At 39.8% G+C, this 23,695-nt stretch carries 28 protein-coding genes and 1 pseudogene; 1 reads left to right on the forward strand and 28 read right to left on the reverse strand.

The window, feature by feature from the left end; genetic code table 11:
• Positions 1-11: 11 nt before the first annotated feature.
• From L6H98_RS28430 to L6H98_RS28530, 22 genes are all read right to left on the reverse strand, one after another.
• On the reverse strand, positions 12-548 hold the full coding sequence (locus L6H98_RS28430; protein WP_236421070.1) for a hypothetical protein: 537 nt from the start codon (positions 546-548) through the stop codon (positions 12-14).
• A complete protein-coding gene (locus L6H98_RS28435) occupies positions 520-1,635 on the reverse strand; it encodes a pentapeptide repeat-containing protein (RefSeq protein WP_236421071.1) in 1,116 nt (371 codons plus the stop codon). The genes L6H98_RS28430 and L6H98_RS28435 overlap by 29 nt, the downstream gene beginning before the upstream one ends.
• A gap of 35 nt (positions 1,636-1,670) precedes the next feature.
• Positions 1,671-3,086, reverse strand: coding sequence for a contractile injection system protein, VgrG/Pvc8 family (locus L6H98_RS28440; protein ID WP_236421072.1), 1,416 nt, complete (start codon positions 3,084-3,086; stop codon positions 1,671-1,673).
• A 20-nt stretch (positions 3,087-3,106) separates the two neighbouring features.
• Positions 3,107-3,742 (reverse strand): hypothetical protein, encoded by a 636-nt coding sequence (locus L6H98_RS28445; protein WP_236421073.1) that lies wholly within the window; start codon positions 3,740-3,742, stop codon positions 3,107-3,109.
• 33 nt (positions 3,743-3,775) lie between these two features.
• On the reverse strand, positions 3,776-4,066 hold the full coding sequence (locus L6H98_RS28450) for a hypothetical protein (protein WP_236421074.1): 291 nt from the start codon (positions 4,064-4,066) through the stop codon (positions 3,776-3,778).
• A 50-nt stretch (positions 4,067-4,116) separates the two neighbouring features.
• Positions 4,117-4,572 carry a hypothetical protein gene (locus tag L6H98_RS28455; RefSeq protein WP_236421075.1) on the reverse strand — a complete coding sequence of 152 codons (456 nt, stop codon included), beginning with the start codon at positions 4,570-4,572 and terminating at the stop codon, positions 4,117-4,119.
• A 14-nt stretch (positions 4,573-4,586) separates the two neighbouring features.
• Entirely contained in the window at positions 4,587-5,558 is a 972-nt protein-coding gene (locus L6H98_RS28460) for a hypothetical protein (protein ID WP_236421076.1), read from the reverse strand.
• A gap of 597 nt (positions 5,559-6,155) precedes the next feature.
• Positions 6,156-6,752: a pentapeptide repeat-containing protein gene (locus L6H98_RS28465; RefSeq protein WP_236421077.1), complete on the reverse strand. Its 597-nt coding sequence runs from the start codon at positions 6,750-6,752 to the stop codon at positions 6,156-6,158.
• Positions 6,753-6,790: 38 nt separating this feature from the next.
• Positions 6,791-7,537, reverse strand: coding sequence for a hypothetical protein (locus L6H98_RS28470; RefSeq protein WP_236421078.1), 747 nt, complete (start codon positions 7,535-7,537; stop codon positions 6,791-6,793).
• Positions 7,538-7,934: 397 nt separating this feature from the next.
• On the reverse strand, positions 7,935-8,387 hold the full coding sequence (locus L6H98_RS28475) for an SMI1/KNR4 family protein (protein ID WP_236421079.1): 453 nt from the start codon (positions 8,385-8,387) through the stop codon (positions 7,935-7,937).
• Between the two features lie 15 nt (positions 8,388-8,402).
• Positions 8,403-8,657 carry an SMI1/KNR4 family protein gene (locus L6H98_RS31470; RefSeq protein ID WP_356724712.1) on the reverse strand — a complete coding sequence of 85 codons (255 nt, stop codon included), beginning with the start codon at positions 8,655-8,657 and terminating at the stop codon, positions 8,403-8,405.
• Between the two features lie 27 nt (positions 8,658-8,684).
• Entirely contained in the window at positions 8,685-9,194 is a 510-nt protein-coding gene (locus L6H98_RS28480; RefSeq protein ID WP_236421080.1) for a hypothetical protein, read from the reverse strand.
• 219 nt (positions 9,195-9,413) lie between these two features.
• Entirely contained in the window at positions 9,414-9,623 is a 210-nt protein-coding gene (locus L6H98_RS28485; protein ID WP_236421081.1) for a hypothetical protein, read from the reverse strand.
• Positions 9,624-9,680: 57 nt separating this feature from the next.
• Entirely contained in the window at positions 9,681-10,223 is a 543-nt protein-coding gene (locus L6H98_RS28490; protein ID WP_236421082.1) for a DUF1629 domain-containing protein, read from the reverse strand.
• A gap of 124 nt (positions 10,224-10,347) precedes the next feature.
• Positions 10,348-10,824, reverse strand: coding sequence for a hypothetical protein (locus L6H98_RS28495; protein ID WP_236421083.1), 477 nt, complete (start codon positions 10,822-10,824; stop codon positions 10,348-10,350).
• On the reverse strand, positions 10,814-11,311 hold the full coding sequence (locus L6H98_RS28500; protein ID WP_236421084.1) for a hypothetical protein: 498 nt from the start codon (positions 11,309-11,311) through the stop codon (positions 10,814-10,816). Before L6H98_RS28500 ends, L6H98_RS28495 begins: the two co-directional genes overlap by 11 nt.
• A gap of 381 nt (positions 11,312-11,692) precedes the next feature.
• Positions 11,693-12,205, reverse strand: coding sequence for a hypothetical protein (locus L6H98_RS28505; protein WP_236421085.1), 513 nt, complete (start codon positions 12,203-12,205; stop codon positions 11,693-11,695).
• A 182-nt stretch (positions 12,206-12,387) separates the two neighbouring features.
• A complete protein-coding gene (locus L6H98_RS28510; RefSeq protein WP_236421086.1) occupies positions 12,388-12,918 on the reverse strand; it encodes a hypothetical protein in 531 nt (176 codons plus the stop codon).
• Between the two features lie 205 nt (positions 12,919-13,123).
• Positions 13,124-13,408: a hypothetical protein gene (locus L6H98_RS28515; RefSeq protein ID WP_236421087.1), complete on the reverse strand. Its 285-nt coding sequence runs from the start codon at positions 13,406-13,408 to the stop codon at positions 13,124-13,126.
• Between the two features lie 197 nt (positions 13,409-13,605).
• A complete protein-coding gene (locus tag L6H98_RS28520; protein WP_236421088.1) occupies positions 13,606-13,941 on the reverse strand; it encodes a hypothetical protein in 336 nt (111 codons plus the stop codon).
• A gap of 10 nt (positions 13,942-13,951) precedes the next feature.
• Positions 13,952-15,694, reverse strand: a complete 1,743-nt coding sequence (locus L6H98_RS28525) for an RHS repeat-associated core domain-containing protein (protein ID WP_236421089.1) — start codon at positions 15,692-15,694, stop codon at positions 13,952-13,954.
• A gap of 750 nt (positions 15,695-16,444) precedes the next feature.
• Complete coding sequence (locus L6H98_RS28530; protein WP_236421090.1) at positions 16,445-16,648, reverse strand: hypothetical protein; 204 nt, start codon at positions 16,646-16,648, stop codon at positions 16,445-16,447.
• 920 nt (positions 16,649-17,568) lie between these two features.
• Between L6H98_RS28530 and L6H98_RS31475 the strand changes: the two genes are divergently transcribed.
• The gene (locus tag L6H98_RS31475) at positions 17,569-17,727 is read left to right on the forward strand and encodes an IS3 family transposase (RefSeq protein WP_356724755.1); all 159 of its coding nucleotides are present in this window, start codon (positions 17,569-17,571) and stop codon (positions 17,725-17,727) included.
• A gap of 340 nt (positions 17,728-18,067) precedes the next feature.
• Here the strand turns inward: L6H98_RS31475 and L6H98_RS28535 are convergent.
• The 6 genes and pseudogenes from L6H98_RS28535 to imm47 form a co-directional block, all read right to left on the reverse strand.
• Positions 18,068-18,723 (reverse strand): annotated as a pseudogene (locus L6H98_RS28535) (hypothetical protein).
• 522 nt (positions 18,724-19,245) lie between these two features.
• Complete coding sequence (locus tag L6H98_RS28540) at positions 19,246-19,683, reverse strand: SMI1/KNR4 family protein (protein ID WP_236421091.1); 438 nt, start codon at positions 19,681-19,683, stop codon at positions 19,246-19,248.
• Positions 19,684-19,957: 274 nt separating this feature from the next.
• A complete protein-coding gene (locus L6H98_RS28545) occupies positions 19,958-20,413 on the reverse strand; it encodes a hypothetical protein (RefSeq protein ID WP_236421092.1) in 456 nt (151 codons plus the stop codon).
• A 14-nt stretch (positions 20,414-20,427) separates the two neighbouring features.
• Positions 20,428-21,405 carry a hypothetical protein gene (locus L6H98_RS28550; RefSeq protein ID WP_236421093.1) on the reverse strand — a complete coding sequence of 326 codons (978 nt, stop codon included), beginning with the start codon at positions 21,403-21,405 and terminating at the stop codon, positions 20,428-20,430.
• 19 nt (positions 21,406-21,424) lie between these two features.
• Positions 21,425-22,567 (reverse strand): DUF4164 domain-containing protein, encoded by a 1,143-nt coding sequence (locus L6H98_RS28555; protein WP_236421094.1) that lies wholly within the window; start codon positions 22,565-22,567, stop codon positions 21,425-21,427.
• Between the two features lie 323 nt (positions 22,568-22,890).
• A complete protein-coding gene (gene imm47, locus L6H98_RS28560) occupies positions 22,891-23,694 on the reverse strand; it encodes an Imm47 family immunity protein (RefSeq protein ID WP_236421095.1) in 804 nt (267 codons plus the stop codon).
• Position 23,695 lies beyond the last annotated feature (1 nt).

A 23,695-nucleotide genomic window follows, 5' to 3' on the forward strand; every position in this document is an offset into this window, starting at 1 on the left:
AACGCTCCTTTCTAATAGGCTTGCTCCATGTCCAATGGAACCAACCGCACTCCCTTTACATCACGGCGCAGAATGCTTTCGGCCAAAGCAAGGTTGACAATGATCACGGTTTCGCGCAGCTCCATTAATTGGAACAAGGGCGACTCCGGGAATTCCCGCTTCAGAACAATCTGCTCCAGACTTCCGTCCTTTCGCCTAAGGGTTTGAGGGGATAATACATTGGCCAATGCAGGAGGATGAATAGCCCAGTATGTCTCCTGGGTCATCCGTTCCTTGTCCGTTAATACAGTGGCCCTTCGTTGGATTCGCGGCTGGTACAACGTAAGTATTTCAAGCAGCCGATCCGATACCAGGGGCATGGGTTGTTCTAAATAATCCGTATAATCCACATGGAACCCGCCGCGCACATAAAGGTTAATGGCAGTGTGCTCACTGCCCGAATCCTGGAAAGCTTGAACCCAAGCCCTGCGCTGCAGTTCCCCAACAGGTTCCGTTTCTACCCGGTGGATCCACCTGTCATCAGCCGTTAAACGAAAGTATCGGATCATCGGCGTCTCCCCTCTCTGTATGGTCAAAAATAGCCCCCTCTACATCGGCGCCGTCCCATAACGCACCGGTCAGGTTAGCCCCGCGAAATATGGCTCCGCGAAGGCGTGCCCCGCGAAAATCGGCTCCTGCAAGGTTTGCATTTTCGAAGTTAAGCGCATCATAACCTGGCCCCTGCACGAGTCCTTCCGCATGCCCTACCTCTCCGATCGTGTCCCGGAATACGGCTCTTGCCAATGAACAGCCACTAAAGTCTGCTCCATGCAGAACACTTCCCGTGAAGTTGGCGTCATCCAGATCGCAGTTGCGCCAAAGCGTCCCCACCAGAACACAGCGCTGAAAATCGGTTGAATGCATGTCGATATGTTCAAAGCGGCTGTAACGAAAATCCAGATCGCTGCACTCCATTTCGCTCATATCGAGTCCTTTAAAATGTGCATACATGACCTCCAGACCGTCGCTTTCTTCCAATGCCGCGCCAATATCCTCAATGCTTCTGTTTCGCCGATCCAAACGAAAGACGCACTCGCTGGCATCCAGATACTCGCCCACTCGCACTTCGAATACCTGGTCCAAATGCATAAGCGAATCTAGCTGGAAGTTTTCCAAAGCGCGACAGCTGCGGCGTATGAACTGTACGAGATACCGGTTTACCAATCCCGCTTCCCGTAACATGATTCGGTCCAATTCCACCAGCGGCACGCTTCCTTGGTAGTTGGGTATCGCTTCTCTTAATCCATCCAGCATCCGTCCAATGCACTCATACGCCCAGTTAGCTGAATAGAATGCCCGGATAGGGGAGCGATCCAGCAACCATGAATCATCGCAAGCCTCAACCAGGATGTTCATCGCCCCTCCTACCAATTCTGTTCGCAGCATGGAATACTGGATATAGGCAACATTCCCCTTTTCCCCCCGTTCTTGGGCTTCGCTAACATCCCGAATCATATGCTTGAAATGATCTATGAACTCGGCTTCCAATTCCGTGCGCCTCGTAACCAGCGTATGCTGCAAATCTTCCATAAGCTTTGCTCTAGCGGGTTCCACCTGGCAGGTATAGAAATGCAACAGAGACTCCTTGCGATCCATCTGCCCTTATCCTCCTTCTCTTCATGAAAGCCAAACTAGTTGGCTTTCACTTCCGATCCGCTCATTTTTGCCTGTCCATCCAATTTGAACGTTCCCCCGCCACCTTCGAGCAGTAACTGCGAATCGGCAGATAACGTTATTTTCTTCCCGGCTTTCAGTGAGATGTTGCCTCCGGCAGACATACGGACTTGTTGGCTGCCCGTAATCTGGATGCCCTCATCCCCGCTGAGCCGAATAAATACTTCTCCCTCTTTGCTGCTAATGGAAATCGCATCCGGCGTTAGTCTGATCTCTTTGCCATAAGGCGTACGGAAGATTTTGTGATCCGGCTTATTCAACTGATTCGTGCCCGTAACCTGGTTATCCAGGCGGGGAGCTCCTGTCGCATAGGCCTCTTCCTCATCATGCGTTGGGAAATAGACCGCAACCGGATCTCCCACTTCCGGCATGACATACCATCCTGTCTTTCCCTCAGCGATGTAGGGCGACTGATACAGGAGCCACAATGCTTCTTCCGGCTCCTGCTTTTCATCGCAGTCCAGATGCACTCTGACATGGCCGCTGTGAACGGAAATGACGCGTCCAAGCAGCGAGCTACCGGCAATTAACGAATTGTAGTATGTCTTTTGCCGCAGCCCTCTGTGAAGACTGAGGACATATTGATGTTTCACGATTCCGCTCACCAATTCGGTATAAGCTTCTGTTACATATAAGCTTCTGCCTCGAAAAGTAATATGATGTCCAAGTTCCATGACCTGGTCGGTTTCGATTTCGTACACAATGAAATCCGACTCGCTGACCTTCAGCGAATCATTCTCGGTAAAGTACATGAATGGAGACATGTTTTTGCGAATCGTATACCGCGTATTATCCAGATCGATCGAATTTCCGTGCTCGAAGACGCCGAAATAAAATTTTGGACTGTCAAATTGGGCGGCTGGCATCAGGCTGGTATGAAAACGCGAAGCAAGTCTCCGAAGAAACGCCCAGTCCGTTTCCTGATATTGCACGGCAACCTTGCCAATCTTGGCCCCGCCCGTCCCCTCATCAATGACATCAAGACCCGGATAATCCTGATCCAGTTCTTTCAACAATTCAGGCAACGTCATTTGAATATTTTGGAACGTCCGCGTCCGCTTGGTAATATCCATCCGATATGTATGTGAGATCGCTTCGACTCGAAGCGTATACACGCCTCTGACAACCTGCACTTCAACCGACAACGGTATGCCTTTGAACAACGGGGTTTTGTTGCCTTCTTCGTCTTTTTGCCACACTTCTACAGGCGTATCTCGATCCGTAACATCGACATAGCGATCTTTCCATTCCTCCGATACCATGCCTTGGAACACAAGCCTGGTGTGCTCATTCATCTTTTTGCGGATCGTCAGTTCTTGCAAATGCAGTAATTCATACGGCTCAATAATCAGATTTTCATAAGTCAGACTCATGCTCCCATCTCCCTTCTACATCAAAGGATCTCAAGCGAATTCAGTATCATTTCGCCAGGCTCGACCCAATCCTTCTTCTCCTCATCCGTGCAATTAAATCCATATACAAGAACCTTCTGGTCCAAGATCGTAAAACCGATGTAATTGTAAATCTGATCATTCAACCCCTGAACGGAAAACTGGCAGTAACCCAGGACATGCCCTGTATCTGTAATGCGTACACCCTGTTTATCCCATTGTCTAATGGGTTGTGTACTGCGAAGGACATTCGCCATCGTTTCGGTAAAGGAGGTCATCTCCTCTGCCGAAATCCGATGGTCCAATCTATTGAACGTAAAATTGACTGTGCCCGTATCGTTGGTATATATCCATTCCGGCCGATTAGAAGAGGGATATTTCAGGTCTGCTTCCTTCTCCGAAATCAAACGCAACGAACGTGGAAGAAAGGCGGCTACTCTACCGTCGAACAACTCCGTACGTTTCAAAAATACGTTTTCGTTTCCAATGCACAGCATCGTTGGCATTTCGGCAGGATCACCAACGTGATGCCTATGCGCAGCTGCAATGTTCTCGTCTACAGAGCTGCTCTGATCAACCTCTTCATTGCCTCGTTGGCTGTATAACATGGGAATCACTTTGCGATCAAGATATTCCATACGATAAAACACGCCCTTTCTCTATTGATATTGTTAATCCACGATCATTCGCTGTGGACCGCCACCCAAGTAGCCTAGACGTCCGCCCCGGCCTCCTGCTCCGGCCAAGATCCGGTCCGCATAATCCCTCACCATGAGCGGGGACAACGTGCTGACCATAGGGAACATGGATGACATGCAATGTGTGAACTCGGTCGCAAGATCCGCGAACGTCTGGTAATCCTGCCGGAGCCTTGCACCTTCTTTCAGCTTGAAGCGCCCCAACTCCAGTTCACCGACATTGCACTCCTCTTCATCCAACACAAGCTCCATCGAACCTGACAAGCAGGCCCCAGTTGTTTTAACCGGCGCCCCTTACACTTTTTCAACAACCTTTAAATGTACAACTGAATATAACGTTCTCGTTCCGGGATATCTTCATCTCCCAATAAATCAACCTGACTAAACGCATGATTATGCTCCAATTCAGCGATAAACAACGCGTAAAAGTCTCCTGTCGTCGGATAGGTAAACAAACCATAACCTTTGGGTGAGATTAACTTGTTCACTTCCCTAATTTTCTTCGGAAGATATGTATAGTCAAACTCTCCCAACACCTCTAATTCTTCTGCAGTTCCCAGTTCAATGTCGTGAGCAAACTCATAATCCAAAATATAATTGACGATTTCCTGTCCCTCTTCCCCCTTGTAGTCCAAAAATAAAAATCGTTTCGTCGCTAAACCATGGTTTAGCATGCTGAAGTATACCAACGATTCGTCAGGATCATTCAAAATTTGATCAATGTCCTTTGCATTTTTGAAAATCAAGGGCACCAAATCTTCATCTTCCATATTCTTTTCCTCCTCTATTCAAACAGCTTTCCGTACTTGTTCGGAATATACTCAGGGTAGTTTTTACGATAATAACCATCCACCATTTGCAAAATGGGATCCTGATCCGGATACGGCTCGGGGTCTTGAATCTCTATGTTAGCTTCGGGCGAATTCATGAGAAAATCATCGAAATGCTCCGGATTCGGCAAACCTATCCTTTTTCGTACATGCAGTAAAAATAAGATTTCATGTGGATAAAAGGTATAGCGAAAATCTCCGAATTCTAATGACTGCCCCAGCTCCGCTGCTAGCACAGAATGGTACTCTGACATTTTACCAATCAGTTGTGTGATCTCATCCAGGTCAGGCGTGTTCCAACGGTCTAACACTTCACTGTATATGCCAAGTTCTTCCGGAATAATATCATGATCCAGACCTTTTTCAGCCAGCTTTGATCTAACCCTTGTATGGATATTTTGATTCACACCAAAAAGCGTTTTGTCAGAACTTCGCAAATATAACTCAAGCAAATACCAAACATGTCGATTGTCATCATTGGCCCTCATGATGTTTTCTCCGAGATATTTTTCAATAAAATCAAAGAAAACATCCTCTTCTTTTTTCCATCCATACATGCTGAAATGAATTAGAGCGACTATATTTAACTTAAAAGAATAATGATTTAACATCATGTTCGGGTAACGATCTTTATATATATGTCGGACCATACATTGGTAAAAAACAACCTTTTGTGCCTGCTTTAGCCCCATTGCATTTTTCTCACCTTTAATCAGCACGCGATATTTCCATTCCGATAACCAGTAAGAAGATATTCGAAACATCCTAACTAGTAACTTATGGTCCTGCTCTACTTCATGGTGTTCTATTACATTAAAAATTTCTCGTTGTGCCTCTTCGTATCTCATTTGAACGTCTTCGATACCATCCACAACATTTTTCACGTATCCCTTGTATGCCAATTGCAATTTTTTAGTGTTTTTCATCCGTCTCTCCTACAGATCTTCATGAATTATTTGAGTGTTTTACTCCAATCCTTCACTTTTACAACATCCACGCTAAATCCAGCATGCACCATCTATATATTGCCTAGTTTAGAAGCCTCTTCTCCAAAATCACTTTTCTTAGAAAAATCGTATGTATTTATTCTTCAAAACCCTGACTATATGTATATCGGTTTTTTAATCAACTTTTGTAATAATACGGATGCAATTGATAAATTGACCACAAAAGTAACAATTGTTATTCGAGTTCCTTAGCAGCCACAATTAATTACCGCAGCCAGAAGCAACAGGTATGAAAATATTCATCGTCCGACGTTTCTGTCTTTCGTTGCCATGTTTAGATCAGCGTATCTATCTGATTTACCGTTGTAAAAAACTTTGAGAAACAGGGAAAGTACGAGTTCCAATATTCATACCCAACTACTTTTATCTAATGGTGTTGAAAACGTTACATCTGCAAAAAAATCCCCTTAGTCAACAAGATTAAGTCACCTTACCAGATGTCTCTTTTTCTTGTCTACTATAGGGGATAATACCAGTGTACCAGCTTTTCATTTTAGAGTGAGGTTCCTCTTTGGATCAGATTAACGTAATTATTTTTCCCTTTATTATCTCATCGAAAACAGCACCTTTGATATTTGCACCTTTCCATCTAACCCTGTCAAGTTTAGCATTAGTAAAGTCGGCTTCCTCGAAATTTCCATAACTTAAATCCGCCCCCGTAAGATCAGCACCTATAAATACTACACTTTCGGCATCTGCACGACTTAAATTAGCATTTACGAATGATGCATCATCAAAAGAAGTCCCCACTAAAATACTCTCAGATAAATCGGCCCCATCAAAACAAGCCTCTGAACAAAAACTAATAGCTAACTTAGCTTTTTTCATAGAAACATGTTGAAATTGTGTTCGATAAAAAAAACAGTCAGCTATATCCGCTTCCTGAAAGTTACAATTTTCGAATACTGCTTCATCAAAATTGCAATCCCTAAAAGAGGCATTCATAAGTGCTGTTCCTTTAAAATCTGTTTTTTGACCTTGTAAACGATCAGCTGTAATTCCTGTCAAGTTTAGGAAAGACAAGTCAACACCACTTATATCAATGTTATCTAATATTTCATTATTCTCTATTGCACTCTGAATTTCGGTTAACAACTTATTTCTAACACTCATAGCATTCTATTCCTCCATTAATTATCTCCCTGATATCATCATTTATTTCTATTCCTCCACGCAGTGTTAGGACTAAAAGTTACACCTCTTAATTGTTCGTCAAATTCTGGTATGGCCAAAACTTCTTTCTGTTCTAAATAAACCATTGTTTTCTTAAAATTATCGACGATCTGAGCAACATCCGCCTCCCACGGTTTATCATGTAAATCAATTTGTAACCCATCCCAATCAGTGTTTGATACTATGGCAGGCATGTTTTGCAAGAAATCTTTACCGAATAATTCCATTACTTTACCACTAATATATGTTCTCATGCCAACTCCGGCTGGCCCACTTTGTATAAAATCTACCGGAGCTGGCTGAGCACAGTAATCCATCCACAAAAAATCCTTTTCAAATTCAATATCCATGTTATCCGGTGCGGGCCAAAAAATATGAGTAACTCCATAACTTGGTTTGATAATTTCTGCAAGCTTATTTGAAAGATCAAATATATGTGGCCAGTAATCTGGTTTAATATTTTTATCAAATTTAAAACTTACAAATGATCTTGGAGACAATTGAGTTGAAAATTTCCCATCATACTTGAAGGACTTATCTCTTCGAAGATAAATCTCGGAGAGCACTTGATTTAAGGAAAACTCTTCAACAATAACATTTCGATCATAATGAGCTTTTGATCTTTCTCCTTTTCCCCATGTAGTCGGCTTAAAATATTCAGTTTCTTCAAATGCATCTAATATTTTATTTAGAATCTCCCCTTCAATGGGGACAGTTGGAAACATTCTAATAAGAAAAAATTCTGGATTTAGATCATTTTTCAGGTTAAACTCCTCCTTCTGAATTAATCAATATTATATTTTTTTCCAATACCCTCCACCGGATAATCGATCATTTCCGATCCTCATATGGGGTATTTTACCATTATTAACTTCTGTGTAGAATACCTACTGTCTGATTTTCTGTTGACAATCCACTACTTCATTAGTTACTGATTGAAACAAACTCCAAATTTCCGTATTCGACTTACTCGAATTTGAATTTTCAAATAACAGGTCAATTCTTGATTACTGTAGCTGAAGTATGTATCACATAGGGCTTTTAAATTAATGTCCACAGTGGACAAACAAAAGAACCAAGTATTGAAAAACGCTTCAACACTTAGTTCCGGATTAGCGCAGCTTATTCGGGGATGTACAGCAAATCCAAAAACTCACTGAAAGAATTAGCTATCAATAAAATGTGTTCTTTTTTCAGCCCCTGGTCTTGTTCAAAATACCCTATGTCACAAAAATATACATCCCCTCTGCTCTTATCATCCACTGAAATACAAATTAAATTATCTGCTGGATCGATGCCAATAGGGACTAGATGTTTAGGAACAATTTCACCTAAATTATAATTAATAAAATACGATTCAAGGTTTTTATCTTCTTCAGCGTCTAGTGGCAAAAATAACATAATGGAGGATGTGATAGTGTCGTCTTTTGTATCGAAGCGGCGCTTAACCGCCTTCCCACCATTATTCCTCAGAAGAAACTCCACATAGTCTGAAGCTAGTAGAATATTATATTGAGTTTGAAAAGTTCTTATTTTGTCTGCTGTTGTAGGTCTATAGTTAATTTCGAATTTCATAATCTCCTCACCCTTTTACTGAGAGTATAGTTCGGATAATAATTGTGTAAAAGTATCACATACATATATAATTTTTTCATCCTCGACTTCACTTTCATGATCATAAAATACAATTGTAGGATTTTCCTGCATGGAACGATAATCAAAGCATAAAAAGTTACCAAAAGGATCCCTTCCGAATGGAACTATTCTTTCCGGAAGCTCTTCTTTTGAATATTCCTTGTGCTTCATTATCATATTCAAATAAATTCGGTTCTGGATATCCTCCATTAAAATTCATGACACATTCCTTATAATCTATCGGAAATACGAATTCGCATTTCTTTGATACTGATATACAGCATTCTTTTTAATTTCCGTTACGTTGGATTGACTTAAAAGCTTTAATTTCTCTTGAGATTCTGGCGTATTAATATCCCCTAGTGCCCAAATACATTTTACGGCAAGAGCAGTTGTGTAATGAAGGTACTTAAATTCAGTTGTTGCCGCTCTATAAAGACTTTCTACTGATGTATTGGATTTGAAATACTGAAGTAAACCAGCAATATCTTCATGTGCCTTGTGCCAAGATTCAGTGATTAACTGGTTTAATATTTCCAGATGTCTTTCTTTAAACAGATCGAATGTAAATCCTACATAAAATATTAATCCCAGGTCATTTTTATTCTTCTCTCTGCAAATACCCTCTAATAGTTGGTCAAAGTTACCGGCTATGTCCTTGTTTCCTTTGAACCAATCCAAAAATTCATTAGCTGTTATTTCGTCACCAATCAGTTTTTTTATTAGAATTCTAAGTACTTGATTCATTCATCCCTCCAACTATATAAGTTAAACCACTTTTTACACGGAGTCACTACGTGGTCAGAACCATCTTTCGATCGCTGTTATCCCTATGCTTCAGATGCAGCTTTCCTCCAGAAAGCTTTTAGGCGAACGCTCTGCTTCTTCAGATTCTTTCTGCCCACTCCGTTTTCCGTGTGAGTGTTTAGTTCAACCTATATAAACCCAATTAATAATTCCCGTTTTTTACAATATAATCGGTTTGTATATGTAAAGCGTCTCAACAATCTCTTCTACAGTGATTCCATCACCAAGCATTATTGTTTTTATTACTTCTGGATTAGAGGTTGCTAATGATATCTCGGATATCCATTGCACAAGTTCTATGTCATCACCTTCTCCCTTTCTAATTTTTCTTACAAGTTCTGTCACCTGCTCCTCAGTCAATTTCTCCATGTATACATCACTACTTCCCCCATTAACTTAGCCATTCCAATCAAATCTTATTTGCAACTAAACTGTTTTGAATTTAAATCCTTTTAATTGGTGTTTGGTTACAGTCTCCTTCACGACATTCGAAACAAATATAGAGGTGCTATATAGATTATCATTAAGATAGACTTTGAATATATGATGGTTTTCAATAACGTTTTGTATAAAATGAAGTTTTTTAAACCCAACAATTAAACCACTGGGCAATTGTCTTAACTCTGTTTTCGTGCTGTCAACGGCATGCAAATTTTTGAGCACATGGATAGCATAATATGTTATTTCACCATACATAACAGGAAGAAACTCCACTTCATGTTCCAATACGTCTTCTAATATTCTCTTTGCATTCTCACTTATCATAGGCACTCCAGTAGCACCCCAGAAATGAGGAAAATCACTCTCCATGCCATCATCTGCTACCTCAACAAACACAGGACTCCATTTATGATCACGAATTAACTCTGCACCATTGAACGCGTCTGAAAAGACTTTAGATTTTCTCTCAAATTCAACAAGTCGAAATGTTTGGAATCCTTCCGTATTACTTTCTAGCTCCCAAATCATCACTAAACACCCCATATCCATAAGCGCTTTTATCAATATTGAACATACACATCAACGCTAGATTACGTGAACTTGATGTTTGCTGAATCCTTTGAAATGATCTTGCATTAGCTCTTAATCATGTTCAAACTAATTTTAATCGGACTAAAAAGTGATACCACTCATCACACTCAAAGCCAGGCACTAATTCCTGATAGCCTTTCCCAAAAATATGATGTATTAAAAAGTCATCCAACTGTTTATATTTTTTCGACTCATTTAACGGAATCTCATCCATGAGTATGCATATTTCACTCGTCCATCTATTCATAACTATTGGTTCGTACAGAAGTTGTCCAATTTCAAGCCATTCATCGCTTTCTGCAATCCATTGACCTAGCCGATATTGATGTTCTTTCAAGTCCTCGTAGGACCACAAATCCACACTCCCGAACCTCGCACCATTACAGATTGTTAGAAACTCGTATAACTGCACGAATTGCCCATGATTATTTTTATACGTGTCAATGCCTTTTTGCATAACTCCATAAATAATACTGCTACTGTCCTGTTCAAGTTCATGCCTAATCATTTGGAGTAAAGAATTCAATTCAGGATTCATATTTTCCATCTCCTTCAATCAACAACTTCACCCACAAATCATCCGTGTCAATGGGGACCACCGTTCTATATTTATCCCCCAGCGCATAGTCCATGACAAAGTCATCAAAACATCCGAAACATTCTGTTGGTTCATCTTGTTCAGAATCACGATAAATCCTATATACATGACCATTATCTTTTTTTATTACTAGAGGTTCATACAAGATATGACCAATACATCTCCAATTAGCCTGCCCACCAATTAAGTGGTCTATATAAAATTGGTTTCGTTCTATTTCCTGCAAAGGAAAGAGTTCTATTTCGCCCAGCGATGCACCATTAAACTCGCGTAGAAATTCAACGTATTTCGTGTACGCTTCCAATTTGCTAATGAGCTCTTGTTCGCCCGAGAGCACTTCGCCTATTTTGCCCAACAGAATACCATCAGGCATATCCATTAACTTTCCTTTGATTTCGTTCATTTTATTCCTAATCATACGATTCATTTCGGATGTACTCCTTATAATTTGCATACAAGTTTAGTCCACTTCAACGTATAGGTATGTCTGGATGTTTACTCGTATGAACGAATTAAAAACCATCTTCTTTACTTTGGCGACCTGCCCGGTATGTATACCACAATTTCATCCTGCGGTAAACTTCAAGAAACTCTTCCATCACTCCATCCAATATTATCCATTTTTCCCCTTGCCTATTGAAGTTCCGTCAAACTTCAAATTCTTTCACAACTACATCTTCTTTTTCTGTCCCTACTACGGATAACAAATTACCAACAATTTGAATAACACGCTCTTTTTCCACGTTTAATTCTTCCCTGGTATCAAGAACCAACACGCTTGCCTTTTAACCTTAAGCGCCAACGTTCCTCACCACTCCAATGTTCTCCATTCAAATGAATATGCGAGTATATCGATACATGAATCATGACCGCGTAATACCCAGTGTTTTACTTTCGAAGAATTGTATCCATAATTCTCCTTCATTGTTGACTTCTTAATCTCATAGAGGCCTGGATCTGGACATATATTGGTTGTATCCCATTCATGACTTAAAGAAGCTTCTCCTGTATAGTACTTGTTTACTTTGCTGAAATCGTATTTTTCATAACCCTCTACCTTTCCGTATATATTAAACACACAGATCGGAGTGAATTTAATTTCAATCATACCATTTCCAGCTCTATTATATTCTTTATCAGGAATATCTTCTCCATATACTCCGTTTAATCTTGATATGACTTTTTCATAATGCTGGTTATTATACCCAACCATGACTTGCACCTTTACTTCCCGATTTTCTATACCGGTAAAACAGGAAAAATCGTGGGAGGCACTGATCATCCAAGGCACTTCAACAGGTTGTAGTTCCATTTTAAGCATAGATGTTCTCCTTTGAATTTTACACAAATTATGCACTGTATCGTAAATATTATCACCAAACTTCATCAACTACACCTGCATCTAGTCTTCTTGAATCACAATAAGGTATCCACTTATTTATCCCCTATTCAGAATCCAGCCGGAACACGAAGTCCAATCTTGTACAGCAGCAGGTTGATATTTCAATAACATATTTGAATAGTCGGATATAAGGAAATCCATTCTCTAAAAAGCTTTTCATCTAACAGTTCCGGACATATTTTTTGACTACAAAAAATAAAATCCTTGAATAATCCTTCCAACATTTTTTCCATAGATAATTTTTCCATTATTAAATATGATGGAGAGGGTGACCATCCGTGCGTTAGACTTTTGCAAGCTAGATGTAGACTCCCCTCTTTTTCACTAAAATTTATCTCTCTCATCACATTTTGTTCGTAAAAACCCAAGCAGAAACTACATTCATTTTTGTTGAAATTTTGAATTATATCTGGCAATTCCTCAATTATCAGTGGAAGATCAAATTTACAATCTACAGGCCATCGCTCACTTCCAAAGCCTGAAACAATAAAATCAATCTCTCCAGTTTGATGCAAATATCCACAAATGTCAGATATTATACTTGTGTGATCATCAAAATTATCATCATACTCTTTTTTTTCAATCGTAACTTTATTAAAGTTATTTTCATAATGTAGATACATTTCAAACACCGTCTCACCACCTTTTATTCTTTCAACCTGAATGTGTCACTTAAGGGTAGCAGTTTTTAGCGTTCCTGTTTTTGAATTAAGAAAAATAACCACTCTCGCAACTGGTGACATTTCCCAACTTCACTTCTAATTCTAAACCTTCTGGACTATCGTTGGCTTATCAACTTTACCATATGAATTCAAAAATTCTGCTTCTTCCGATTTATCAAGCCACTGACATATTCGTAGCGCAGTACGGGACGTGGTGCCGCATCCGTTGTCCGTACACCGAACTGACTCTGAGATTTGGCCGTGAGCAGACCATCTTCGTTATAGTCGTAGTCGTAAGCACTTCGTTATTCGCGGACGAAATCAACAGACCGTCTTCGCGGTAGGTGTACGTTTCTTCCTCGCCGCTGGACAGCTCTCGTCTGCGAACAAGCTGATCATTGAAATTGTACGCCAGGTCCAGTACCCGTTGGTTCCGGTCCTGCTGCTGCAACCTCCGCAAATCCTATCTCCTCTGCTACTGCTTGCACTTCTTTTGCCATTCGATTCGTCCTCCCTTGATTTTGGGCATGCAAAAAAAGCTCATTCCTACTTATCGTTCAAGTGGAAAAGAGCTTTTGAATGTTTATCAAGTGTATTTGTTAAGTTTTGGATTGTTGGTTGTATTGTACGATCTCGCTACCAAAGTCGTAAATAATCCTAATTATTCAGTATTTTAAATTCTTGAAAATCAGAGAAAAGTGTTTCTAAATACGCACTAAGATTGTGTTTTTCACCATTTCGAGGAACTCCTCTCAATGGACCTAGCTCAAGTACAAATCTCTCATCTTCATCAAATCCATTATAACCGCTCAATACGACTCTTAAACCTATTATGAGTTCAGAAATGTATATAGCTGGAATCTCCTCGTATATATACTCTTCTTTGCCTTGAAATTGCAACCCTCCAAATAATCGTTCAGAAATTAATTTACCAACTTCCTCAAGTGATTGATTCGATTGAAAAGCTACTATTCCTTCTAAGTAAGGCACCATAAAAACACTCCTATTCAATAAATTTTACACCTTTATCAAAGATTTTTTTGTTAAATTCTTTTTCGGTATATATTCTAAAAGTAAACGGTTTATCTGGCTCATAACGATACCCTGGGAAAATATTACGGAAATCCGACTCAAGATTGTCTGATAGTTGGTTTATGTCATCACTAACTTTTCTGGCTGATCTCCAATAAACTTTCTTAGGAAAGGTCTCTGCCAACTTATCGCTAACAATAAATGCATCAATATCAAAATTTGTCGGGTCAAATGGAGCATAACCCTTATGCTCACCTTTCTGACCTGTTGCTAAAGAACCTCTATATCCAACCACAGCATTAGGATCCAATTCTTTAATCTTTTGTAGTGCCGGGCTTAGTGTATCCTGGACAGTGTTTATTATATCTGCTCTTGTTTGAGCTCTACCTGTCCCCTCAGACGAACCATGTGTATCGCCCTTACTCACACAAGAAGCCGGGGTTCCTCCGCTTCCCGCTTTTGCATACCCACTCGGGTCTACATATCGGATCGGGTTGTTGGCGACATAGGCGTACAGGTTCAGACCGTCTCCACGATACGTGTCTTCTTGCGTAAATCGCGCGATGAACGGATTGTAGAACCGGGCGCGCAGATAGTAATGTCCTGTCAACGCATCTTGCATTTCTCCCGCATAACGGAACGGATTTACGCGTTGCTCTCTTGCAGACAGCATGTTCCCAAAGGCATCATACGTATAAGCATTCAGGATCTGGCCCTGTGATCCGGTCAGGTGAGTGACATCACCGTGGATATTATTTACATAATAAGCCACTTCGCCCTGATCGTCCAGTTGCGTTAGCCATTCATGACCACGGATATAGGACGCCTGTACCCGCTCTGTTTCATCCAACTCGTTGACGACATGCCAGCCATCATGCACAAAATGACGTACGGTTCCGTCCGTGTCCAGCCTGCTTCGCAAACCTTCGGGGTCGTAGCCGTGCTGCACGATTCGTCCATCCGCTTGTTCGACTCGAATGGTACGGTTGAATCCATCATAGACGTAGCTTGTCGTCTGCTCTCCTTGATGCTCCTGAATCAGATTGCCTTGCGCATCGTAAGCGTAACGGATGTTTTTCCCGCTTGTTCGCTCATTCGCTCTACCTTGTTCCTCGTTCTCTTCCTGCAATGCTTCCTCAATCAGGCTGAGCAGACGGTTCCTTGTATCATACGTATAGCTTGTCCGTTGTCCGTTCCAGACACGGGAAATTCGGTTGCCTGCCGCGTCATACGCCAGTTGCTCCGTGCCATATCCGGCATACCGGGCTTCCACCAACCGATCCAGTGCATCGTATCGATACTCGGCCTGATCCTGCGTGCCATAACAGCCGATCGTATTCCCGCTCCGGTCATAGGCATAGCGGTTGTCCAGCAGGACCGTGCCATCGGCTGTCCGGGTGTGGAGCCGCGATACCTGCCCTTCGGGCGTGTATTCATACACCGTCGGCACGCCGTTGCCGTACAGCATGGACGCGATTCGGTTGCCCGCTGCATAGGTGTACCGAGCCAATTCGTTCTCGCCCTGCCGAATGGCAACTACCCGACCCACCGGATCATGCGCATACTCGACGCGTGTTCCGCCAGCATCCGTGCGGGCCACCGTCCGCCCTTCCACGTCATACTCGTAGCGCAGCACGGGACGTGGCGCTGCATCCCGGCTCTGATATTTGGCCGTGAGCAGACCCTCTTCGTTATAGTCATAGTCGTAACGCACTTCGTTATTCGCGGACGAGATTAACAGGCCGTCTTCGAAGTGAAAAATTCAACAAAAAAACAGATTAATCATGGTGGAATTCCCCATATTCAATCTGTTCAATATAAAGCTCAGCACGAATCATCTCTAATATTTTGGATTAATTAATCCATATATCTCCATGTTTAAAAAATGGCAACCCATGGTAGTCATCTTATCACAATTAACCTGTTCATTTTTATGGAAATTGTAGTAAATATCTGTTTTAGTAAATGACTTTATTCATTATGATTCTTCCATACCTACCCACTTCAATCGAAAAGACCTCTACTCCTAATCTATTCGTGATTATAAATTTATTTTCTTCCCACTTGGATTTTTTAAAGTAATCTCTGCGATCTAAATAATTCGGTTTGCTGGTCAACCACTCCACTCTGGTCTGACCTGAGATTCCATTTTCTATTTCCACGCACCATACTTCACCAGATACTTTATTCAGGCATCTAAACACATCTGCTTTATATTTTCCTACCTTCGACTTTTTGGATAAGGTTTTCATTTTTTCTTTAGTGAGAATTCCATTTCCCTTACTTGTTTAATGGTATCTTTTATCACGGTTCTTTTTTGTTCATCTTCACCAATTATGTTGGTTATATCAACTAATACCTCTTCAATAATACCCAAAATGAAACTTTCTGCATCTTATGGGTTTAAGGTCTCCAAAGTCTTTATCTGCGCTTCTTCAAGATAATATGCCGAGGCATTAAACGCTTAATAATTGTTGTATTTCTTGGCGTTTTCTCTTCTATCCCTTGTAGCTAAAATAGTCAACTGTCTGTTCCCATCCAATTCAATATCAGGAAATAACTCCATAAATAATTCGGTTACATGATGAGACTTCCATCTTATAGGAAATAATTGATTTTCCTTTTCATATTTAGAATCTCCCTGTAAGATAATCGTTTTTAATTTCACAATAAAACCTCCTACAACAGATTGAATATCCCGCAATGTATTTCAGTTTTATTAATCCCTTACTTAGTAGGATTTTTATTTTCGAACAATTCCTATATAAAGTCTACATACAGAGCTCGGTTTCCATGTCATGTATGACGCACTCACTAGGAAATAATTCCTTATAGTATGTAGGATAACCTCTAAATGTCATATTCCGCTTGCAAGGTACAAGCACTCTGAAACAAGCCATTCTATGTCAACAAGAAAACAAAGATCCACAAAACGAGTCAAGTATTTTGATTCTTTTGTACGAACTAACAGAGAAACCTTAATACAGGTATTAATTGGGTTAAGCGTGTTACTGGTTGAATGTTAGAATTCATTCGCTAATGCTGCCCTGGAGGATTCACTTATCACTATATAAACCGCAAAAAACATACACACGTTAACGGAGAGGCAGAACCAATCTGGAGAAGCAAAGCGGTCGCCTTTATCACCGGATTTCCCCCTTGAAATAAGGAATTAAAAAAATCTGGGGATAACAGGAAGATGGTACTGCACTCACAGTGGCCTTGTGTGATTGATTAGTGCGGTTTATATAGAAAACCATGTTCCGGCCTTCTATACTCTTTCCTTCTTCTATTCTGAAACTTGCAAAGAATGATACAAAGACATTTTATTGATTAAAGACAGATTCATAGTGCAGATCTACACAAGGACGCTACTCTGATTTCATGCGCCTTTGCTACAGTACAGGGTGATTTGCGTTACATTCAGTGGTTTCATACGGACCGCGGTAGTGAATCTAAAAATCAAAGGATGGACGAGCTTCTGAAGACATTTGAAATCGGCCGATCTCTGAGCATGAGAGGCTGCACCTATGACAATGCTGCGGCTGAAGCCACTTTACAAAGTCATGAAAACGGAGTTCATCCCAGATAAGCTTTCAAAACCTTCGTCATCTGGAATTAGAATTATGCGATTACGTAAACTGTTTTAACAAACATCGAATTCACGGAACACTGGGATACATGACACCTGTTCAGTATCGCCATGCAGCCCTTAAAAAGCTGTCTGATTTAATATTAACAATCTAGTGGTCAGGGTTTTCGCTTACCCCGTCAGAATGGCTGTTGTGTCTCGCCCTCATTCTTTTCTAACGACGGCTTTGAAAATGCTCACCGTGTGCATGCAAAAAAAGCTTACTCCTTCTCAGCATTCAAGCTGGAATAAGCCTTTGATTGTTTATCAAGTATTGGCAGTTCTTTAGGGTTTGGTTTGCTGGTTTTATCTTTCTATCTTGTTGTGGGAGTTGCGAACCACGTTTCCACAAATCTTAACAAACTCCTGGCGTAGATCCATAAAATGTTATTCGAAAACAGAAAGGGTAATAAATGGATCCCTCCATTTTACCACCCTTCCTTCGATTACCTTGTGCTATAACGTAACAATAATTTTATTTTCAATAATAGTTCTAAAATTAGAGTAATTCCTCATCATATTATTACCGTATACACTCACAGCTTCATTCCCCTGTATCATACTCTCATAATTGTCTTTGAATACATTTTGTTCGTACTCGCTCAAACTCGCATAATACCTAATGGTCGCTTCTTCTGCTAATTCACGCGAACCATGATCTAACACAAATCCAATATCAATTATATAACCATTTTCGGGGTAGAACCCTTGCACAACAACTTCTTTTACGAAGTTATCCAAATCATTCATACATTTATCTACAATTGGCATGAATACACTGTCTAACCAGTTGGTAAATTCACTAACCACCTGGTTCCAGTCTTTCTCATTTGCTATATTCCAATGTAAACTTCCGCTTGGAATATTACATTTGTGGGTACTTGTATGAAAGATTTTATTTTTAGATTTTAGCGGAATAATGGCACATTCCCCATAAAACACGACAGTTTTATCAGAAATATTATTCCAACTTGAATAAAAAACACCTTATACATGAATTTTTTATCTTTTTTAGTCATCCAATGACTTGACTTAGCATATTTCCAACCATCGTCCTTATATTTCTCAGCTACTAAAGCACATACATTATCAAATGCCTCACTTGCCTTCATAATTTACACCTCATATATATGTCCATCGGGTTCATTAACTCTAAAGACAATCTGCAAATCCTGTGGCTCACCTTAAAAATTTCTAAATTTTTTTGCAATTTTCAGTTGGTTCATGCTTAAATTGTAAATCGAATATAAATCCATCTACTGACTTTAAATCTTGATAAATACTATAAATCAGGGAAGCCTTTTTCTTGATTTTCTGTATATATGGTGCAGTCTCAGAGCTTTTTTATTCTTGTATTATAACATTACCATCTTTATCAGTTGCAATTGCATCAACCCTAATTTTTGTCCCATCGTTTGTTACAATCGTTATTTCTTTTTGCGCATTTTTGTATTGTTCTTTAAATTCCTCAAACTTTTCGTTGGAAAATATATCTCCTTACTCTCTAAGCTTCTCTCATTTTTCACTTGCTTCCTTCCATTCTAACATACGTTACTGGTTGGATGTTTAATTCATTCGGCAATGGGTACCGACTATTTCAGTATTAATGCAAATTGTAACAAAACATATTAATTTTATTCATCATCATACAAACTACCAATAAATTCTTGAATATTTTTCGCCAAGAAATGCATGTTGTCCATAGCATCATCATACTCTTCATCGTGTATCCAGAAAAAAATCTGATCATAGAACTCTTCTCTTATACCTAAACAAATTTGATTACCCCCGGAATCTCTCGCTATGGGAATAAACCCCATTTCTAATATCTCCTCAAAAAATCCAATCTTCTTTTCAAGATTATTTTTCATATTACCAATTCCGTAAAAAACATTTAATGCACTTTCACCCTCATCAGATGAAATTTTAAAAACATTCGGTTCTACACGCCCCCCATTATACTCCAACAAAAAATCTTTATATAACTTAGGTAATTCGATCTCATTAGTTTTCTCAAAGTTCTCTACCTGTTCTAATGATACCGGTTCATGGATTTTTGCAATTTCAGCCATTCTTATTACTCCTCACTTTTTTTATTTTTACCGTTGACATTTCTAAGTTCGCATTTGGTAACTCCTCTGGACGTTTCAATGGAGATGCATGCAACTGCCCTTTGAACAACGGTGTTTCCTTTCCCGTATTATCTGTAGAGCACTAGGTCTTGTTTTTGGTGTATCAAGAAATATGTATTTCGCAAGAAAGTTTATATTTACTACTCAAACCGCCATTCAAAACAAGCAGGCTCCGGTTGTCTTGACCGGAGCCCCTTACACTTTTCAACAACCTTTAAATGTACAACTGAATATAACGTTCTCGTTCCGGGATATCCTCATCTCCCAATAAATCAACCTGACTAAACGCATGGTTATGCTCCAATTCAGCGATAAACAACGCGTAAAAGTCTCCTGTCGTCGGATAGGTAAACAAACCATAACCTTTAGGTGAGATTAACTTATTCACTTCCCTAATTTTCTCCGGAAGATATGTATAGTCAAACTCTCCCAACACCTCTAATTCTTCTGCAGTTCCCAGTTCAATGTCGTGAGCAAACTCATAATCCAAAATATAATTGACGATTTCCTGTCCCTCTTCCCCCTTGTAGTCCAAAAATAAAAATCGTTTCGTCGCTAAACCATGGTTTAGCATGCCGAAGTATACCAACGATTCGTCAGGATCATTCAAAATTTGATCAATGTCCTCTGCATTTTTGAATATCAAGGGCACCAAATCTTCATCTTCCACACTCTTTTCCTCCTCTATTCAAACAGCGTTCCGTACTTGTTCGGAATATACTCAGGGTAGTTTTTACGATAGTAACCATCCACCATTTGCAAAATGGGATCCTGATCCGGATACGGCTCGGGGTCTTGAATCTCTATTTTAGCTTCGGGCGAATTCATGAGGAAATCATCGAAATGCGTTGGATTCGGCAAACCTTGCTTTTTTCGTACATGAAGCAAAAACAAGATTTCATATGGATAAAAGGTATAGCGAAAATCTCCGAATTCTAATGACTGCCCCAGCTCCGCAGCTAGCATAGAATGGTATTCTGACATTTTACCAATCAGTTGTGTGATCTCATCAAGGTCAGGCGTGTTCCAACGGTCTAACACTTCGCTGTATATGCCAAGTTCTCCCGGAATTAAGTCATAGTTCATACCTTTCTCTTCCAGCTTTAATTTAACTATCATATGGATATTTTGGTTTACACCAAAAATCGTTTTGTTAGAACTTCGCAAATACAACTCAAATAAATACCAAATATGTTTATTCCAGTCATTGGCCTTCATGATGTTTTCCACGAGATACTCTTCAATAAAGTCAAAGAAAACATCCTCTTCTTTTTTCCATCCATACATGTTGAAATGAATTAGGGCAACTATATTTAAATCAAATGAATAATGAATTAACTTCATATTCGGGTAACGATCTTTATATATATGTCGGACCATACATTGGTAAAAAACAACTTTCTGTATTTGCTTTAGCCCCATTGCATTCTCCTCACCTTTAATCAGCACATGATGTTTCCATTCCGATAGCCAGTAAGAAGATATTCTATACATATTAACTAACAGGATATGATCCTTTTCAGTTTCGTTATTTTCCACAATATCGGAATTTTCTATTTTAGCCTCTTCATACTTCTTTAACGATTTTTCCAGTGTTAATCCCTCAGAAAAATTCTTGATATATCTTTTGTATGCCATTTGCAATTTTTTTGAATTTATCATCGCTTTCTCCTTAGCAGAGTTATTTTATAGCCTTATTCCAATCCTTTACCTTGACAATATCTACGCCAAATCCAACATTCGTTTTTGAAATGTCTACTTCAACCCTTATGAAATCAAATTCTAAGCCAGGGTTTTCTCTTACCAATTTGTCGAATTTTTCCTGAAATCCTTCATATCTTGAATCGCCGTTTTTCAGCATATTATCAAAATACCCATCACCACCCATTTTTTGATTTGTTGAATAAGTGAAATTTGCCCATTCAGAAGTTTTTGCTTCAATCATGGTAATTTTAGGCGGTGGACCTTTTGATAAAAATGTACCGTCAACTCCATTACGACCAACTTGGAACAAATCCGATATATCTTCGCCAAAATTATTATCTTTGGCAATTTTTCTAGCAACTTCCTCGCCAAAGTCACCTTTATCGTGATGATAGTACTTTGTATTATCGATTTTACGCTCATACCCTTCCACATTAGATAAATTGTAGTTACTGCTTATGTCATCTGGAGTATCAAGTTGATTGGCAAGTTTACTTCGTTCACGTTTAATTTTCTTTAGTTCTTCTTTATCCGCTCCTTCTTTTTCCATTTTCTTAATTTTCTTATCTAAGGCGTCAACTTCTTTTTTAATTTGTTTCTGACTTTTTCCTTTTTTCTTTTTCCCGCCGCCTCCAGGCGCACCCATTAGCACCATTGAAGCCATCATAACAATGTTGTTATCGCCATATCGTCCCAACATATCTAGCGCGGCGCTAAACATGGCATCAGACATAATGTCGGTCATCAAATTCATGCTAAATGAATTAGCCATATCTAATGCTTTAGCCAACATCGGCGATTTCATCATCAGATCATTAAGCTTGCCCTTCAGCTTGTTCGCTAGATCCATCAGGCTGAAATTACTAGCCAGACCCTTGGCCTTCGTAAGCACCTTGCCCAAGGCACCGGAGATCGCATCTCCCGTCTTTTTCGCCAAATCCCCAACAGCTTTAGCTACTTGCCCTGCTTTGTCCATCACCTTGCCGGCAACGCCCATCACGTTATCCACGACTTTGCCTGCCTTGGACAACAGCTTGGAACCCTTCACTGCAAACTTTGCACCTGTCGCCGCCCAACCAACGAACGGAATCGCAGCTGCTGCGGACAATGCGGCAACCACATAATCTCCCCGTGCCGCATAGATTCCCGCGTCCGCTACCTCTCCGATGACCGGGATCATCCCGGCAACGTCAAGTACGGTTTGGGTAACATCCAGGGGGCCTCCGGCACCGGCTCCAAATCTCGACCGTCAATGGTAACTTGATCAATCCATTCCTATAATAATATCCAAATTATCACACAAGAACAAAGGTATAGCGAGAAATCCAAACATAAAAAACTGGCGCCATTAGACCACCAGCGCCAGTTTTTGCATAGGCTTTTTTTCTAAAAAAGCAGGTAAAACAACCCGATACTTTTACACAAATTTAAAAAGTCGTTTATTTAAATTTTATGACCAAAAAAGTACTTACTCCCCTTCTCCCAATTCATCATTGCTATGGTTTTTATATATTCGAAAAGTTCATTTATCTTCTTATCATCAATTAGAGTATCAAAATAAGTAGGACAATCTTTTCCTATCCAAAGAGATAACAATGTTGGAATATTCGTCATATAAAGAGCACTTTTTTGATTTTTGGCTTCAATTGCCCTTTCCAACAACTCCTTTGTCCATATTCCAGGAAACACTGGCAGTCCTCCGTGGTAATATACATCACCATTAATCTCATCAAACAGATTCACAAACACTTGTCTGATATCATCAATGGAGACATCCTCGTCGAAAAAATCAATAACAGGAAATAATTCATCAAGTACAGATCTTATTCTCTCCTCAATTTCTGTATCTTCCCAATCATCCAAAAGAGCTAACAAAAGAGGGACGACTTCAGGAGATAATGAATACTGAGAACTTGTTATGAAACTTTTCAATTCATCATCATCGCCCTGCGTTATGATCTTCATTACATAACTTTCGAGTAGAGGTATATCCGAATGTTGCGCAACACAACAATAAAGCCTACAACACAAATTTCGAATTTGTTTGTCCGAGCTCTCCATCATTATTTTCAGAAGTTCTGATTTAATAGAAAACTCTCCTAATTTTAGTAAATCAACAATGGATACTATTTTTTGAATCTCATCACCCTTTATATCATAAAAGCTCTTTCTTATAGTTGAAATATCCTGAACAGGTATTGGTCTGTCAAACAAAACTTGTACATAAGTTAATTTATCTGTATTCAAA

Origin of the sequence: Paenibacillus sp. JJ-223 (assembly GCF_927798175.1) — a bacterium.
Taxonomy (GTDB): domain Bacteria; phylum Bacillota; class Bacilli; order Paenibacillales; family Paenibacillaceae; genus Paenibacillus; species Paenibacillus hubeiensis.